The sequence below is a fragment of the Pantoea cypripedii genome, from assembly GCF_002095535.1.
GTDB lineage: Bacteria > Pseudomonadota > Gammaproteobacteria > Enterobacterales > Enterobacteriaceae > Pantoea > Pantoea cypripedii.
Map to the genome: position 1 here is coordinate 758,074 of NZ_MLJI01000002.1, position 16,912 is coordinate 774,985.

The following is a 16,912-nucleotide window of genomic DNA, read 5'->3' on the forward strand; positions in this document are numbered from 1 at the left end:
CATTCTATCCTTGTGGGTTTGTCAGCAGATGGGCAGCGGCGATCAATGCCTGGCCGAACGAAAGAGCAGCGTCACCGGCAGGTAACTGTTGCGGGAAGAAAACCTGAAAATCAGCGAGGTAGAACGCCAGGCGGGCACGCATCAGCCGGTTGTGCATCACGCCGCCACAGCAGACGAGGGTGGTAATGCCCTGTAACCGGGCATGATGGCGCGCAAGGTCCGCCAGCCCCCGAGCCAGTGCATCATGAAATGCCCATGCCCGCTCCGGGCCGCTACTCTGCCAGCCCAGCCACTGCCGCCAGAAAGTGGCCATATCAGGTTGACCATTTACCAGAGGTAAGGTGACAGGATGCTGGCAGGGGCCATGATCGAGCGCCAGCGTTTCCAGCAGGCACGCTGCTTCCCCTTCGTAACTTTGCTGCAAGGGGGCGCAGCCCAGCGCCGCCGCCACGGCATCAAACAGGCGGCCGCAGGAAGAGGCGAGCGGGGCATTGATGCTGCGCTGGATCGCCTTCGCCAGCGGTTGCCAGTTCTGCTGACGCACCACAGTGGTTTCAGGGTAGCGCTGCCAGTCCGGCACAAAGGCTTCGCACTGCGCCAGCAGGTTACGCCATGGCTGGTGGGCCGCCAGATCGCCTCCTGGCAGCGCGACGGGCGGCAGGCCGCCGAGATGCTGACAATCACGATAATCCACCCGCAGGCATTCACCGCCCCAGAATTGGCCGTTCGCGCCATAGCCAATGCCGTCCAGCGCCAGCGCGATGACGTTGCCGCCTGTCAGCGGCCAGTGATGTTCGGCCATGCAGGCGGCAGCGTGGGCGTGGTGATGCAGAACTTCGGTCAGCGGCAACGTCATTTCCCGTCCCAGCCGTGAACTGTGCCAGGCCGGATGGGCATCGATAACCACTCGCTGCGGTTCAAAGTGGTAGATTTCACACATCAGCTTTAATGCGCGTCGCCACTGTGCTTCACTGCCATTTTGCGTCAGATCGCCGAGGTACTGACTCAGCACTGCCTGCTCACCGCGTGCCAGGCAGAAGGTGTTCTTAAGGTCGCCGCCGAGAGCCAGAATGGGCGGCAGATTGTCGAAGCCGGGCGGCAGGGCGAGGGCATCCGGGACAAACCCCCTGGCGCGGCGCAACATCTCACCGCTGGCGCGCATCACGGAATCATCCATGCGTTGCAGGATGGCGCGATTATGCAGCAGCCAGCCATCAGCAATGTCCGCCAGTTCCACCAGCGCCTGCTGATTATCAATGGCGGGTGGCAGGCCATTAAGATTACCGGAGGTCATGACCAGCGGGCCGCCAAAATCCTGTAGCAGCAGATGTTGCAGAGGGTTGGCCGGTAGCATTACGCCGATTTCATTGCGTCCTGGCGCGATGGCAGCGCTTAACCCGGTGACGGCAGTCTGCTCCACCAGCACAATTGGTGCCGCGGCTGAGGTAAGATGCAACAACGCCTCAGCGGGTAATCCCGCAGTATCTGCGACCATCACCGCAAACGGTTTTGACGGCCTGCACTTGCGCAGCCGCAATCGCTGGACCGCAGCGTGATTGCGCGCATCCACTGCCAGATGAAAACCGCCCAATCCTTTCACCGCCACGATGTTTCCTGCTCGCAGCGCAGCAACCGCCTGTTGCAGCGCGTTTTCCCCCTTAAGGTATTGATCAGCGCTGTGCCAGAAAATCTGCGGACCACAATCCGCGCAGGCCACCGGCTGGGCATGGAAGCGCCGGTCCATCGGGTTGTGGTATTCATCGTGGCAGGTCGGGCATAGCGGAAACGCCGCCATCACGGTAGCAGGCCGGTCATAAGGCATCGCGCGAATGATGGTGAAGCGCGGGCCACAGTGGGTACAGTTGATAAACGGATAACGGTAGCGGCGATCGTCCGGGTCATTCAGTTCGCGCAGGCACGCAGGGCAGGTAGCCGCATCCGGGGCGATCTGAGTCTCCATCGCGCTGATGTCACTGTGGCGAATGGTGAATCCTTGCGGCGGCGTGGTCCAGCGCATCGCCTGTTGTTCCACGCGATCAATGCGTGCCAGCGGAGGGCAATGCAGATGGAGCGCGGTGAGAAAGGCGTCGGAGTGACGGGTCAGGCGCACCAGTACCCCGGCACCGTCGTTGCAGACATCACCGCTCAGTTGTAGCCGCTGTGCCAGCTGCCAGACATAAGGGCGGAAACCCACCCCCTGAACTTTGCCGCGAATGCGCAGTGCCACGCCGTAATCAGATCCCTCAGACGAGGGATCTTTCGTCGGCAGGAGACGCATTACGCCTCTGCCGCTTCACGCAGTCGCGCTTTCATCTCATTGTAGGTGGTCTGGGCATACATTTCGGCCCAGGCCTGATCCTCAATGGCGCTGACATTGACCGCGCAATACTTGGTTTCCGGTGTTTTGGAAATGGGGTCGAGATTATCCTGAGTCAGCTCATTACAGGCCCCAATCCACCACTGATACGTCATATACACCGAGCCCTGATTGATACGTTCATTAACGTCGGCACGGCTGATCACCTTACCGCGCCGTGAACTGACCCATACCAGCTGACGGTCTTCGATACCCAGCGCGGCGGCATCGACTGGATTGATTTGCATAAAGCCCGGTTCATCCGCCAGCGTCTGCAAGGCGGCGCAGTTGCCGGTCATGGAGCGACAGGAGTAGTGGCCCACTTCACGTACCGTACAGAGTACCAGCGGATACTCCTCATCCGGCACTTCCGCTGGTGCGCGCCATTCGGCAGCGAACAGCTGGCCTTTACCGCTTGGGGTATCGAACTTGCTGTCTTTATACAGATAAGGCGTGCCGGGATGGTCCAGGGTAGGACACGGCCACTGTACATGTCCCATATCACCCATTTTTTCGTAGGTCACGCCGTAGAACAACGGGCACAGTTCGCGCAGCTCATTCCAGATCTGTTCGTTGTTGTCGTAGTGCATCGGGTAGCCCATCTCGGTGGCGATCAGGCTGATGATTTCCCAGTCACGTTTGACGTTGTATTGCGGTTCGATAGCTTTTTCAAAACGCTGGAAGCCGCGGTCAGCACAGGTAAATACCCCGCCGTGCTCGCCCCAGGAGGTGGCGGGCAGCAGTACGTCAGCCACTTCGGCGGTTTTGGTCATAAAGATGTCCTGCACCACCACAAAGTCGAGCGCCTCAAAGCCCTGACGTACCAGACCTAAATCCGCCTCGGTCTGGAGCGGATCTTCCCCCATGATGTAGTAGGCTTTGACCTTACCTTCCAGTGCCAGATGGGGTACTTCGGTAATACGCACACCCACTTTGTCATCCATCACCGCCGGATCGATGCCCCAGGCGTGGGCGAATTTGGCACGGATATCGGCATCGACCACATCCTGGTAACCGGGGAATTGGTTGGGCAGTACGCCCATATCACAGGCACCCTGCACGTTGTTCTGTCCGCGCACCGGACCCACGCCGACGTTTTCCCGGCCAAGGTTGCCGGTCAGTAACGCCAGGCTGGACAGGCCTTTCACCACATCCACCGCCTGGCCGAATTGTGTAACCCCCATGCCCCACATAATGGTGGCAGAAGGTGCCGCAGCGAAGGTGCGCATCGCCTGGCGCACTTGTTGGGCCGGGATGCCAGTGAGATGTTCGACGTCTTCCGGCGCGTAGCCTTTCACCATTTCACGATAGGCTTCCAGTCCTTCCGCGTGTTTTGCCACGTATTCTTTGTCGTAGAGTTGTTCTTCCAGCAACACATGGCCGAAGGCATTCACCAGCGCCATATTGCAGCCGTTTTTAATTTGCAGATGCTGATCGGCAATACGCGCGGTTTCGATACGGCGTGGGTCGCAGACGATGATTTTGGCCCCGTTGCCTTTGGCTTTAATCACACGACGCGCCACGATCGGATGCGAGTCAGCGCAGTTGTAGCCGACGATCAGCAGGCATTTGGAGTTTTCGATATCGCCGATGGAGTTGCTCATCGCCCCGTTACCCAGCGTGACCTGTAATCCGGCGACGGAAGGGCCGTGACAGACGCGGGCGCAGCAGTCGACGTTATTGGTATTGATCACTGCGCGGGCAAACTTCTGCATCACGAAATTGGTTTCGTTACCGGTGCCGCGTGAAGAACCGGTGGTCATAATGGCGCGCGGTCCGAACTGCTGTTTAATGGCTTTAAGACGTTTTGCCGTGTAGCTGATCGCCTCTTCCCAGCTCACCGGCTGGAGTTTGCCGCCTTTTTCATAGCGGATCATCGGCTGGGTCAGCCGTGGGGTAAGTAATTTGGTGTCGTTAAGAAAATCCCAGCCGTAATAGCCTTTCAGGCACAGTTCGTTCTGGTTAGTTGTGCCATCAGCGGCTTCGGCGCGCAGAATTTTATTATTTTCGACGACCAATTTCAGTTTGCAGCCTGCACCGCAGTAGGGGCAGACGGTAGTAATTTTTTTCATCAGCAGCAGGCCTGTTAAAAGTTGAAAGACAGAGATGAAGCATCCAGCGCCGCACGACGGCGTTTTTCGGCACTCATCTGTTCGAGCCTGTTGCGATCGACGCACAGGATGGCATTGGTCGGACAGGCTTCCATACACGCCGGGCCGGATTCACGGTGGTAGCAAAGGTCACATTTGTTGGCCTCGGCTTTCTCCGCCATCACGTTCAGTCCGGCACCGCTGTTACGAATTACCGGGCGGACGACGACCTCCATCGCACCGTAGGGACAGGCGACGACACAGGTTTTGCAGCCAATGCAGCGTTCCTGCATGACGTGGACAAAACCCTGATCGCGGCTGATCGCACCGTTCGGGCAGGCGTTGGCGCACGGGGCGTCTTCGCATTGACGGCACATGGTAGCGGTTGAGATATTCACGCCTTTAATGACGTGAATGCGCGGCAGAAAGGTTTGCGGGGTGAGCGCGGAACAGTCCTGGTTTTCCTGATGGGACACGACACAGGCCACCTCGCACGTACGGCAGCCAATACACTTGCCTGAATCGGCAATGATGAAACGGTTCATCAAAAACTCCTGCATTCAACTTGTTGTTGCGAAGGAGCTATTCATAAACCGTGCCAGGTTTTTAGTGGTTAAAAATCAGATAGTTATTTTTTCTGGGGTGAAAAATGACGGTGACATTGACACTTTTGACGATGACATTGGTGGCGAGATGACATCTGGATGCGTAGAGGTGTGAACCCTGGCGCGACCAGATAAGCCGCGCCAGTCTGCATTTGAAACTAATAAGAAAAATCACTCTCTTCCAGCGCCATAAACCCGCCATTCCCTTCCCAGTCTGCCAGCCTCTGGTACACCTCAGCCACGGCGTTTTTTACCGCCTCGGTCATGGGATAACTGAAGCCAACAATATCCGGCTGGATGCCGATAAACACCACCTCACCGACATCCTCCTTCAACTGGTCGATAAGGAAGTTAAGCGGCATATTATGGGTGGTCATCATAAACATTTCGGCGATATCGTCCGGGTCGATCACCCGGATTGCGCCGGGTGGCAGCAGCATATCGGTGGCATCGACAATCAACAGCAGGTCGGGGCGCAATGCGCGGATGGCAACTACGTCGTTTTCCGGCGCGCTGCCACCGTCAATCACGGTCCAGTCACCGCATGGTGCGATGCGACATTTTTCCGCCAGTAGCGGGCCTGCGCCATCGTCGCCCATCATATTGTTGCCAACGCAAAGTAAAACCTTAGTCATAGCGCCTCCTGACCATCAGATAAATCGCCGGTTCCTGTTGAATCGCTTGCAGCATAGCGAGCAGCGCCAGGCTCCAGCGCTGCTGTGACGGGGTTTGCTGGGGTCTGGCGTTATCAAATGCCTGCGCCAGCATCACCACATGGCTTTGATCGATGACGATTTCACCGTAGCGTGGCACCCCATCCATTTTGCGTTTTGCCACACTGTCTGCCGGTAATGTGGCGATCCACGCCTGATAAGCCTCCAGCGGGCATACCAGGCTTTCTTTCAGGCAATCAATCACTCCGAGGTGATGGCCGATCGCCAGGCTGTAATACACCACCTGCTGCGCATCCGGCGGCGTATGGTCATTTTCATCAATAAACTTGCGGCTGAGCTGGCAAAACACCACGGATTCGCTCATCACACGCGCTCCAGATGCACCAGGTTTTCCAGACTGGCGACGATCTCGGTCAGGCGCGGATCATTCTCCTCCATCAGCCATTGCTGAACGGCGCCATCACCTGCCGACAGTTTGCTGATGTAGTTGTCAGCAATCAGGCGTCCATAGCGATAGCCCGCCATGCGACGGGCGGCACGATCGATACGCACGCGCAGCGGCTGCACCAGCTGCGGATGCAACAGCTGCGCGGGTTGCAGATCCAGATCGCTCGCCGGGCGCGCATGGATTTTCTGCTCCAACAGGCCAAGCGCCATCGCAAACCCGAACAAGGTCGCGGCGGGGGTAGGCGGGCAGCCTGGAATATACACATCCACCGGTACAATTTTGTCCGTGCCGCCCCAGACGCAGTAAAGATCGTGAAAAATGCCACCGCTGTTCCCGCAGGCACCGTAGGAAATGCAGATCTTCGGATCCGGTGCGGACTCCCACGCGCGTAACGCCGGTGCGCGCATAGAACGGGTCACCGCCCCGGTAAACAACAAAATATCGGCATGGCGTGGTGAGGGAACCACCTTGATACCGAAGCGTTCAGCATCAAAAATCGGCGAAAGAGTGGCAAAAATCTCGATTTCGCAACCGTTGCAGCCGCCGCAGTCCACCCGGTAAACATAGGCGGAGCGTTTTATCTTTTTCAGCAGCGACGTTTTCATGCGCGCAATGGATTCTTCCACCGGCATCGGAAGTGGTTGCCCGTGCTGATCGCGCGGGCCGACTAAGTTATTCATCGGTTGATTCCTCCCAGCTGACGGGTGACTTCAATATTCCCGGATGAGACCAGGCTGTGCTGGCGTTTACACTCCGGGCAGGTTTCGAAGGCGCTGCGGCGGGCTTCTGCGCGACTATCGCCGTTGTGCTGCAACAGCGCGATGGCGTAATCGATCTCTTTCTGCACCGCAAAAGGACGACCACAGTCGCGGCAGTGACACAACGGAAAGCGCGCCTGTTGCAGCAAATCCGCTTTATCCCAGACCGCCAACTCGTACTGCTGAGAAAGCCGGATCGCGGCAGTCGGGCAGACCTCTTCACAGCGACCACAGAAAATGCAGCGTCCGAGGTTAAAGCTCCACGCCAGCTCCCTGCTCGCCAGATCGGTTTCCACGCTTAACGCATTGGAAGGGCAGGCATTAACGCAGGCAGCACAGCCGATGCACTGCTGTGAATTATGCTCAGGCTTACCACGAAAATTGGCAGCCACACTGACCGGTTGCAGCGGGTAATCGGTGGTGGCGACCCCGCCGCTGAGGGCTTTTTTGATAAAAGTAAACATGGTGGCTCCGGGCTATTTCAGCGGCGAATGGGTGCGCTCGATGCTATAGCGCTCCAGCTCTTTGTAAGGCACGACCTGGGTTTTCTTGCGGCGCACATCCACCACCGTCATGCGGTCAGTGCAGGAGTAGCAGGGGTCGAGGCTGCCGATAATCAGTGGCGCGTCGGAAACCGTATTGCCGCGCAGCATATAGCGCAGGGTCGGCCAGTTGGCGTAGGTCGCCGCACGGCAGCGCCAGCGATACAGCTTCTGGTTGTCACCCGTCATACTCCAGTGGATATCATCGCCGCGCGGGGCTTCGGCGAAGCCGAGGGCAAACCGATGGGGAATGTAGGTAAAGCCTTCCACCGCAAGGGGGCCGCCCGGCAGGTTATCGAGGCCGAAATCAATCATATTCAGCGCGGTAAACACTTCGTTGATGCGTACCTTCAGGCGTGACAGCACGTCACATCCGTCGAGGCTGTTGATCTGCATCGGCAGCAGACCGTAGCCGGCAAACGGGTGATCGACGCGGGTGTCACGGGCGTGGCCGCTGGCGCGCACCATCGGGCCAACGTTACTGAAATCACGGGCGATTTGCGGGTCGAGGCGACCAATGCCAACGGTGCGTGACTCGATATTCGGCGTGCTCAACAGGATATCGGACAGATTCTGCACCTCACGGCGCATCTGCTGTGCCAGCTGGCGGGTCTGGATCATGTCATCTTTCAGCAGGTCACGGCGAATACCGCCAATCAGGTTCAGGCCATATGTCTTACGCGCGCCGGTGAGGATTTCCGCCATCTTCATCGACATCTCACGCACGCGGAAGAATTGCATAAACCCGGAGTCAAAACCGACAAAGTGGCAGGCCAGGCCGAGATTGAGCAGATGGCTGTGCAGGCGTTCCACTTCCAGCAGAATCGAACGGATCATCTGCGCGCGTTCCGGCACCACAATGCCCATGGCGTTCTCAACCGAGGTGGTATACGCGGTGCTGTGGGCAAAGCCGCAGATACCGCACACCCGATCGGAAAGGAACGTCACCTCGTTGTAGCCCATGCGGGTTTCCGCCAGCTTCTCCATGCCGCGATGCACGTAGAACAGACGATAATCGGCATCAATAATGTTCTCGCCATCGACAAACAGACGGAAATGACCGGGTTCATCGGAAGTGACGTGTAACGGGCCGATTGGCACCACATTGTTCTTGCTGCTGCCCAGTTCATTGATGAACTCATAGGTTTCGCGGTCAGTGGTTGGGGCCGGACGCTGGCGATAATCCATGCTGTCTTTTCGCAGCGGATAGAGATCGTCCGGCCAGTCATCCGGCAGCACCAGGCGGCGTTCATCCGGCAGACCCACCGGTTGCAAGCCATACATATCACGGACTTCACGTTCACCCCACACGGCGGCAGGTACACGCGGTGTGACGGAAGGAAACTCGGGTTTGTTGGCATCCACCAGCACCCGTACGGTGATCCAGCATTTGGTACCGCGCTCCATCGAAAGCACATAGTAAAGCGCGAAGCTGCCGCACAGCGGGCGTTCATCATTGCCGAACAGCACCGAGAGCCAGCCTCCCTGCTGGTAATACAACCACTCAACGATTTCCGGCAGCATGCCGAGTTTGACGGTGATGGTGATTTGATCACGCGTCTGCCAGCTTTCTTCCAGCACCGCATGAGGAAATTGCTGATGCAGCGCGGCGAGATAATGTTGACCAATTTTTTCTTCAGACATGGATAAAATTCTCTTCAATCACGCCGCCAGCAAGGAGACGAAAGCTAAAAATGCAATACCAAAACCGGCCCAGGTGATGCGTGAAGTTTCGAGCATGCGCAGACGCGCCATGCTGTTTTCAAACAGCGCGATAATCAGCACCCCGGCCAGCAGTTTGACGATGGCCAGCACCACGGCGAGGGCCAGTCCGCCCCAGCTGAATACCGTCATCTGCCCCCAGGGCAGAAACACGCCGACAAACATTTGCAACACCACCAGTTGTTTCAGTGAGATGCCCCATTTCAGGACGGCAAAACCGGCCCCGCTGTATTCGGACAGCGGGCCTTCCTGCAATTCCTGCTCCGCTTCGGCCAGATCGAACGGCAGCTTGCCCATTTCGATAAAAGTGGCGAAGGCGCAGGCCGCCAGCGCCAGTCCCAGCGTCAGGCTATGCGCGAACGGCCAGCTATGGACAGTGAGGGTGATATTGCTGATATGGGTGCTACCGGCGACCTGCGCGGCTACCCACAGCCCGAGCAGCAAAATCGGTTCCACCAGCACGCCGAGCATCGCTTCGCGGCTGGCACCGATACCGGTAAATGGGCTGCCGGTATCTAATCCGGCAATGGCAAAAAAGAAGCGGGCGATGGCGAACAGATAGATTAACGTGACAATGTCACCTAATGGTGGCAATGGTGAGGCCAGTGTGACCACCGGTAGCGTGGTGGCGATGGTCAGCATCACGCCGACCATCACCAGCGGCATCAGGCGGAATACCCAGCCGGAGGCGGCAGGCGCGACGCTCTGGCGACTCAGCAGTTTGCGCAGGTCGCGATATTCCTGTAACACGCCAGGACCCCGGCGATTATGCAGGCGGGCGCGGGCCACGCGGGTGACACCAGACAACAGCGGCGCAACAAAAAACAACACCAGAGCCTGGATCAGGGCAAATAAAAACGTCGTCATGTTAGCTCCTCAGGCAATGACCGCGACCAGCAAAATCGCCAGCTCAATAAACGCCAGGCGGCGGAAGAACCCGGCCAGCCACTCTCCGCGCCAACCCGGTATCCAGCTGACCGGATTCAGGATGTGACGCAGGCGCAGCAGCGGCGCAAAGGCGGCTTTTACCGGCTGGGCAAACCCAGTTGCGGTGATCACCATCGCCTGCTCGTGACCATAGCCGCACACCCAGGCTGCGCCGCGCGAACGGTTTGGCAAGCGGTCACCGCGCAGGATGATCATCAGGATGAATGGCAGCAGTGGCGTGGCGATCAGCAGCAGGGCGATCATTGGCGGGGAAACCGTGGTTTGTGCGGTTTGCAGCGGCAGCGGAACGGCCTGCTGTAACAACGGCAACAGCCAGGGGGCGGCGACACCGGCCACAACACAACACAGCGCCAGCACACCGACGCAGAAATTCATCAGCCACGGGGCGGGGCGGGCATTTTCCGCCTGCGCGGTGCGGGGGGCACCAAGAAATGTCACGCCATACACTTTCGCCATACACATCACCGCCAGCGCACCGGTAATCGCCAGCCCAACGGCCAGCAGCGGTCCAATCAGACGCGCGATAAACGGTGGCAGGCTGCCAAGGTGGAAGAAGGCCTGATAAATCACCCATTCCCCGGCAAAACCATTCAGCGGTGGCAACGCGGCCATCGCCATCAGGCCGGTTAGCATCGCCAGTGAAATCAGTGGCATCCGTTTGCCAATCCCACCCAGCTTTTCAATGTCGAGATGACCGGTGCGAAACCACACCGCGCCCGATCCCAGCATTAACGTGGTTTTAAACAGGCTGTGGTTGAACAGATGGTAGAGGCCACCGGTCATGCCGAGCGCCGTCAGCACGGGCTGGTTAAGCGCCATCCCCGTCAGGCCGCAACCCAGCCCAAGCAGGATAATGCCGATATTTTCCAGCGAGTGATAAGCCAGCAGGCGCTGGATGTTGTGTTCCATCAGTGCATACAACCCACCGATAAACGCCGTCACCATCCCCAGCACCAGGATCAACACGCCCCACCACAGCGGCAGAACATCACTGAGCAGCGAAAAACTCATGATGCCGTACAGGCCAATCTTCAGCACCACGGCAGAAAACAGCGCCGCAGCCGGGGCCGGGGCATTGGCATGTGCCAGCGGCACCCAGCCGTGCAGCGGGATAATGCCTGCCAGCAGGCCAAAGCCGAGCAGGCCACAAATCAGCACCAGCGGTGAAACCGCCGAACCATGCAGCGCGAGGCGTAACCCGCTATAGCTGAGGGTGCCGTATTGCTGCCACAGCAGGAAGCAGGCCAGCACCAGCAACAGGGTGCCGAGCCGCCCGAGGGCAAACCACAGCTGCCCGGACTGGCGGCAGCCGGTGAGGAAGTAGCCTGCCAGTGACACGATTTCGGCCATCAGCACCAGGGTGGCGAAGTTATCGGCCACCAGGGCGGCCACACTGGCAGCCAGGATCAGGTTGACCAGCAAGCCGTTGGCCTTGATGGCGTGATGCCGGTGCCAGGCGATGTTAAACAGCGAGATAAACAGGCCACAAGCGGCCACCGTCACCAGCCACACCGCATTAAAAGCGTTGAGTTGCAACTGCCAGTGCCACAGGGGGGCGCTCCCGCTGAACCCGGCCAACCCCTGTATACCCGCCGCCAGCAGCAGCGCGCAGCTGATTGCCCCGCCTGCCCCGGCAATAAAACCGCTGAGCGGGCGCGCAGGCGCGGTGATTCCTGCCAGCAACGCGCTGGCAAGCAATCCCGGCAACGCCCAGTGAATCAGAATCAATGCATTCATTTTCTTGCCTCTGGCTGGCTGAACAGACTCAGATCGCCGAGCGTCACCCCAAGGGTTAACTCGCGCTTACGCTTGCTGGCGATAGCGATGTCGTTGTTATCGACCATACGCAGCGCCTTGGTGGGGCAGGGTGCGTACACAGGCGGGGCCACTTTCATCGAAACTGCACAGATCGCATTTCACCGCCACGGCACGCACGCCAGGCACCCAGTCCAGCAGCGTACTGACGCTGGCCGGATCCGGAGGTGCCGGTGGGGCTTTGGCGCTATGGACGTTGGCGGGGATCGATACCGGGCGGCTGCCGGAAAATTCGATGGCCCCAAACGGGCAGGCAATGCCACACAGTTTGCAACTGACGCACAGATTGGCGTTGAGCTGTACTGCGCCATCCTGCCGGGTAATGGCATTTACCGGACAGACACCGGCGCAGGGCGCATCTTCGCAGTGACGGCACAGCTGTGGTGCCGACTCATCCCGGTTACGCATTACTCTCAGGCGTGGCATGGATTGCAAACCCTGCAGGCGGTGTGCCTCAGAACAGGCTGCTTCGCAGGTATGGCAACCAATACATAATTTTGAATCAGCGATAACAAAACGGTTCACCAACGGGTTCCTCAGGTGACTGTCGTCATTTTTGACGAAACCATGCCGATATCCTGCCGCTTCGACAGTTTTCGACACCCAGCGTTACTCACACAACGGCGCGTTGCAGCTGTTCTATCGACACAGGAATGTTTTCATGTGCTGCGAGATAGAGGCTGTCGTAAACCGGACGGATCAGATCAAGGTAGTGGGCGAGCACCTGCTCGCGGTCACGAATACTGAAGCCGCCGTCTATGTTGCCTTCTTCGTTGATACTTGCTTTAGCTATCATGATGTTATCCCCTCCTTCCGGCAGTTCGAGGTGATACTCAATGCTGTGGCTGTTGAAGCCCTCACCAGGCCGGATTTGGATCACGAAGTGATCAAACAGGAAGAAGCGCAGTTCATCGTGCGGGCTGGATGCCACAGTGTGATACAGCCTGGCTTTTGCCAGCGTAATCCCCTGGGTCAGGGTATTGCCGTATAGCTTCCACTGGGCCTGCATACGTTGATGCTTGTCGGCGATGTATTCTGCTTTTTCACTCAGTTCCCTAATGTCCATCTTTGTTTCACTCTGTATTGTGCTGATATCCCCATAAGGCACGTTTCGTGCCATGTTTTTAACTTATTGTATTTATTGATTAATAATATTTAATCCGTCAGCATTCGCCGAAAGTGACGTGTCATTTCGTCATCTTTGCCATCTGGGTGACGTCCTGCCTGGCACCGTCCTTGCATGACCCGCCTCAGTTACCCCCGGAGGCAAAACATGCACGAAATAACCCTTTGTCAGCGTGCGGTCGAACTAATTGAGACTCACGCACGACAACATGCCGCACGGCGCGTAACCGGTGTCTGGCTTGAGGTCGGTGCTTTTTCCTGCGTTGAGAGCAGCGCGATGGCGTTTTGCTTTGAACTGGCGTGCCGCGGCACGCTGGCGGAAGGCTGCGAGCTGCATCTCCATCAGCAGGAAGCGGAGTGCTGGTGCCATGCCTGTCAGGCATACGTCACCTTACTGACTCAGCGGGTCAGGCGATGCCCGCAGTGCGGTGGCAGTGACCTGCGTATCGTCGCGGACGATGGTGTGCAAATTAAGCGGCTGGAAATTGATCAGGAGATAAACCATGTGTAGTACCTGCGGTTGCGGCGAAGGCAACCGGTATATCGAAGGGGACGAGCACAATCCGCATTCGGCTTTCCGCAGCGCGCCTTTTGCGCCGGTTGGGCGTCCGGTGCAGCAAATCACCGGCGTGAAATTCGCCCCCACAGAAGATCAACAGGGCGACCTGCATTACGGCCACGGCGTGGCGGGTACCCACGCGCCGGGCATCACCCAGCGCCGGATGCTGGAAATAGAACTGGATGTGCTGGACAAAAACCAGCAGCTGGCGACTTATAACCGCGCGCAGTTTGCGGCGCAACGTCAGCTGGCGCTGAATCTGGTCTCCAGCCCCGGTTCCGGTAAAACCACGCTGCTGACCGAAACCCTGAAGCGTTTGCAGGGGCGCGTTTCCTGCGCCGTGATTGAAGGGGATCAGCAGACGGTGAACGATGCTGCGCGTATTCGCGCCACCGGTACGCCTGCGATTCAGGTCAACACTGGCAAAGGTTGCCATCTTGATGCTCAGATGATCCGTGATGCCATGTTGCGCCTGCCACTGGCCGCGGAGGGCGTGTTGTTTATTGAGAATGTCGGCAACCTGGTGTGTCCGGCGGGGTTTGATCTGGGAGAGCGCCATAAAGTGGCGGTGCTTTCGGTCACCGAAGGTGAAGACAAGCCGCTGAAATACAAATATATGTTCGCTGCCGCATCGTTGATGCTGTTGAACAAAATCGATCTGCTGCCTTATTTACAGTTCGATGTGGCGAAGTGCCTGGCTTATGCCCGTGAGGTGAATCCGGAGATTAAAATTATCTGCCTTTCCGCTACCAGCGGTGCCGGTATGGATGAGTGGATCGACTGGCTGGAGGCGGAACGATGTGCATAGGGATCCCCGGCCAGATTGTGGCGCGCGAGGCTGATGGCAGTGCCAGAGTGGATGTTTGTGGCGTACAACGTGATGTCAATCTGGCGCTGGTGGGCGATGCCGCCGTGGGTCAGTGGGTACTGGTGCACGTCGGTTTTGCCATGAGCGTGATTGACGAAGCAGAAGCCCGCGACACCCTGGATGCGCTGCAAAACATGTTTGCGGTGGAGCCGGATGTCGGAGCATTGCTTTATGGCGAGGAGCGCAGCTGATGCGTTACGTGGATGAATACCGCGATCCTGCCAGGGTGATGCAACTGATTGACAGGTTGCAGGCCCGCGCGCCGCTGCTGACTTATAGCGAACAGCGGCCGCTGCGCATGATGGAAGTGTGTGGCGGCCATACCCACGCCATTTTCCGCTTTGGCCTCGACCAGTTGTTGCCGAAAAACATCGAGTTTATACACGGGCCGGGTTGCCCGGTGTGCGTATTACCGATGGGTCGCATCGATAGCTGCATTGAAATCGCCAGCCACCCGGAGGTGATTTTCTGCACTTTTGGCGATGCGATGCGCGTGCCGGGTAAGAACGGCTCACTGCTACAGGCTAAAGCGCGCGGGGCGGATGTGCGGGTGGTGTATTCGCCGATGGATGCCCTGCATCTGGCGCAGCAACACCCGCAACGCAAAGTGGTGTTTTTCGGTCTGGGCTTTGAAACCACCATGCCCGCCACTGCCATCACGTTGCAGCAGGCCAAAGCGCTGGGCGTGACCAACTTCACCTTCTTTTGTCAGCACATCACCCTGATTCCGACGTTGCATAGCCTGCTTTCTCAGCCGGACAACGGCATCGATGCCTTTCTGGCGCCGGGCCATGTCAGCATGGTGATCGGTACCGCCGCTTACGATTTTATTGCCGACCAGTTCAGCCGTCCGCTGGTGGTGGCGGGTTTCGAGCCGCTGGATTTATTGCAGGGCGTGTTGATGCTGGTGGAGCAAAAAATTGCGGGTCACAGCCAGGTAGAGAATCAGTACAAACGCGTGGTGCCGGATGCCGGAAATGCCCTGGCGCAGCGCGCCATGGGCGAGGTTTTTTGCGTACAGGGTGAGTCGGAGTGGCGTGGGCTAGGGGTGATCGCCGAATCCGGCGTGCGGTTGACGGAGCCTTATCGTCAGTTTGATGCGGAGGCCCATTTCCGGCCGCAACCGCAGCAGGTGTATGACGATCCGCGCGCCCGCTGCGGTGATGTGCTGACCGGACGCTGTAAACCCCATCAGTGCCCGATGTTTGGCAGCGGCTGTAATCCACAAAATGCTTTTGGCGCGTTAATGGTCTCTTCCGAGGGAGCCTGCGCGGCCTGGTATCAGTACAGAAGTCAGGAAGTTAACGCATGAAATCCATTGAATTAGCCCACGGCAGTGGTGGACGGGCGATGCAGCAGCTTATCGCCAGCCTGTTTATGAGCGCCTTTGATAACCCGTGGCTGACGGAGCAGGAAGACCAGGCCAGACTGGCCCTGAGTGAGCTGACTGCCCGTGGCGATCGTCTGGCGTTTTCCACGGACAGCTACGTTATCGATCCGCTGTTTTTCCCCGGTGGTGATATTGGCAAACTTGCCGTGTGCGGCACGGTGAATGACATTGCCGTCAGCGGCGCGCAACCGCGCTGGCTCTCCTGTGGTTTTATCCTTGAAGAAGGATTACCGCTGGCGACACTGGAACGCACGGTCGCCAGCATGGCGCAGGCGGCGAGAGACGCGGGGGTCAGCATCGTCACCGGTGACACCAAAGTGGTGCCGCGCGGCGCGGCGGATAAGTTATTTATTAACACCGCTGGCCTCGGTGCCATCCCCGCCGGGCTGAGCTGGGGGGCCACACAAATTGCAGCGGGTGATGTTCTGATTGTCAGCGGTACCCTGGGTGACCACGGTGCGACCATCCTGAATTTACGAGAGGAGCTGGGGCTGGACGGGGATTTACACAGCGATTGTGCGGCCCTGACGCCGTTGATTGCGCCGCTGGTGGCGATACAAGGTGTGAAAGCGTTGCGAGATGCCACGCGCGGCGGCGTAAATGCGGTGCTGCATGAGTTTGCTGCTGCCAGCGGCTGCGGCATGGACATTGTTGAAAGCCAACTACCGATCACCCCGGCAGTGCGCGGCGTTTGTGAGTTGCTGGGGCTGGACGCCCTGAATTTTGCTAACGAAGGCAAACTGGTGATAGTTGCCACGCGTCAGGCGGCTCCGGCGGTCATCGCTGCGTTACAAAACCATCCTTTAGGCCGCCAGGCCACCCTTATCGGCGAGGTTGTCGAACAGCGCGGTGTCAGAGTGAGCGGCCTTTACGGTATAAGACGCGTCCTGGATCTGCCGCATTCTGAACCCTTGCCACGCATTTGTTGACCTAAACCATTAATTGTCCAATGAAGACTGAATAAACTTTGAATTTGATAAATAGTGGGCGATATCCCCGCCCCGTAGTTTTG

Annotated in this window: 16 protein-coding genes and 1 pseudogene; 5 read left to right on the top strand and 12 right to left on the bottom strand. The window is 58.2% G+C overall.

The window, feature by feature from the left end; all coding sequences use genetic code 11:
• Positions 1–4 precede the first annotated feature (4 nt).
• The 12 genes and pseudogenes from hypF to hycA form a co-directional block, all read right to left on the bottom strand.
• Positions 5–2,278 carry a carbamoyltransferase HypF gene (gene hypF, locus HA50_RS24730; protein WP_084879449.1) on the bottom strand — a complete coding sequence of 758 codons (2,274 nt, stop codon included), beginning with the start codon at positions 2,276–2,278 and terminating at the stop codon, positions 5–7.
• A complete protein-coding gene (gene fdhF, locus HA50_RS24735; RefSeq protein WP_084879450.1) occupies positions 2,278–4,428 on the bottom strand; it encodes a formate dehydrogenase subunit alpha in 2,151 nt (716 codons plus the stop codon). Before fdhF ends, hypF begins: the two co-directional genes overlap by 1 nt.
• A gap of 14 nt (positions 4,429–4,442) precedes the next feature.
• Positions 4,443–4,991: an electron transport protein HydN gene (gene hydN / locus HA50_RS24740; RefSeq protein WP_084879451.1), complete on the bottom strand. Its 549-nt coding sequence runs from the start codon at positions 4,989–4,991 to the stop codon at positions 4,443–4,445.
• A 218-nt stretch (positions 4,992–5,209) separates the two neighbouring features.
• On the bottom strand, positions 5,210–5,686 hold the full coding sequence (gene hycI, locus HA50_RS24750; RefSeq protein WP_084879453.1) for a hydrogenase maturation peptidase HycI: 477 nt from the start codon (positions 5,684–5,686) through the stop codon (positions 5,210–5,212).
• Positions 5,679–6,089 carry a formate hydrogenlyase maturation HycH family protein gene (locus HA50_RS24755; protein WP_084879454.1) on the bottom strand — a complete coding sequence of 137 codons (411 nt, stop codon included), beginning with the start codon at positions 6,087–6,089 and terminating at the stop codon, positions 5,679–5,681. The genes hycI and HA50_RS24755 overlap by 8 nt, the downstream gene beginning before the upstream one ends.
• Positions 6,089–6,853: an NADH-quinone oxidoreductase subunit B family protein gene (locus tag HA50_RS24760; RefSeq protein WP_084879455.1), complete on the bottom strand. Its 765-nt coding sequence runs from the start codon at positions 6,851–6,853 to the stop codon at positions 6,089–6,091. Before HA50_RS24760 ends, HA50_RS24755 begins: the two co-directional genes overlap by 1 nt.
• Entirely contained in the window at positions 6,850–7,395 is a 546-nt protein-coding gene (locus HA50_RS24765) for a formate hydrogenlyase complex iron-sulfur subunit (RefSeq protein WP_084879456.1), read from the bottom strand. The genes HA50_RS24760 and HA50_RS24765 overlap by 4 nt, the downstream gene beginning before the upstream one ends.
• Before the next feature lie 12 nt (positions 7,396–7,407).
• Positions 7,408–9,117 carry a hydrogenase large subunit gene (locus HA50_RS24770; protein ID WP_084879457.1) on the bottom strand — a complete coding sequence of 570 codons (1,710 nt, stop codon included), beginning with the start codon at positions 9,115–9,117 and terminating at the stop codon, positions 7,408–7,410.
• 18 nt (positions 9,118–9,135) lie between these two features.
• Positions 9,136–10,062: a respiratory chain complex I subunit 1 family protein gene (locus tag HA50_RS24775; RefSeq protein WP_084879458.1), complete on the bottom strand. Its 927-nt coding sequence runs from the start codon at positions 10,060–10,062 to the stop codon at positions 9,136–9,138.
• A gap of 9 nt (positions 10,063–10,071) precedes the next feature.
• Entirely contained in the window at positions 10,072–11,880 is a 1,809-nt protein-coding gene (hycC, locus tag HA50_RS24780; protein WP_084879459.1) for a formate hydrogenlyase subunit 3, read from the bottom strand.
• A pseudogene (locus tag HA50_RS24785) lies at positions 11,877–12,483 on the bottom strand (4Fe-4S dicluster domain-containing protein). The gene hycC and the pseudogene HA50_RS24785 overlap by 4 nt, the downstream one beginning before the upstream one ends.
• Before the next feature lie 88 nt (positions 12,484–12,571).
• On the bottom strand, positions 12,572–13,024 hold the full coding sequence (gene hycA / locus HA50_RS24790) for a formate hydrogenlyase regulator HycA (protein ID WP_084879460.1): 453 nt from the start codon (positions 13,022–13,024) through the stop codon (positions 12,572–12,574).
• Positions 13,025–13,231: 207 nt separating this feature from the next.
• On the opposite strand from hycA, the gene hypA reads away from it, so the two are divergent.
• Genes hypA through hypE form a run of 5 tightly spaced genes read left to right on the top strand, consistent with a single transcriptional unit; the run spans position 13,232 to position 16,829 of the window.
• Positions 13,232–13,594 (top strand): hydrogenase maturation nickel metallochaperone HypA, encoded by a 363-nt coding sequence (gene hypA, locus HA50_RS24795; protein ID WP_084879461.1) that lies wholly within the window; start codon positions 13,232–13,234, stop codon positions 13,592–13,594.
• Positions 13,587–14,450 carry a hydrogenase nickel incorporation protein HypB gene (gene hypB / locus HA50_RS24800; protein WP_084879462.1) on the top strand — a complete coding sequence of 288 codons (864 nt, stop codon included), beginning with the start codon at positions 13,587–13,589 and terminating at the stop codon, positions 14,448–14,450. The genes hypA and hypB overlap by 8 nt, the downstream gene beginning before the upstream one ends.
• Positions 14,441–14,701 carry a HypC/HybG/HupF family hydrogenase formation chaperone gene (locus HA50_RS24805; protein WP_084879463.1) on the top strand — a complete coding sequence of 87 codons (261 nt, stop codon included), beginning with the start codon at positions 14,441–14,443 and terminating at the stop codon, positions 14,699–14,701. The genes hypB and HA50_RS24805 overlap by 10 nt, the downstream gene beginning before the upstream one ends.
• Entirely contained in the window at positions 14,701–15,822 is a 1,122-nt protein-coding gene (gene hypD / locus HA50_RS24810) for a hydrogenase formation protein HypD (RefSeq protein ID WP_084879464.1), read from the top strand. The genes HA50_RS24805 and hypD overlap by 1 nt, the downstream gene beginning before the upstream one ends.
• Positions 15,819–16,829 (top strand): hydrogenase expression/formation protein HypE, encoded by a 1,011-nt coding sequence (hypE, locus tag HA50_RS24815; protein ID WP_084879465.1) that lies wholly within the window; start codon positions 15,819–15,821, stop codon positions 16,827–16,829. The genes hypD and hypE overlap by 4 nt, the downstream gene beginning before the upstream one ends.
• The last annotated feature ends 83 nt before the right edge of the window (positions 16,830–16,912 follow it).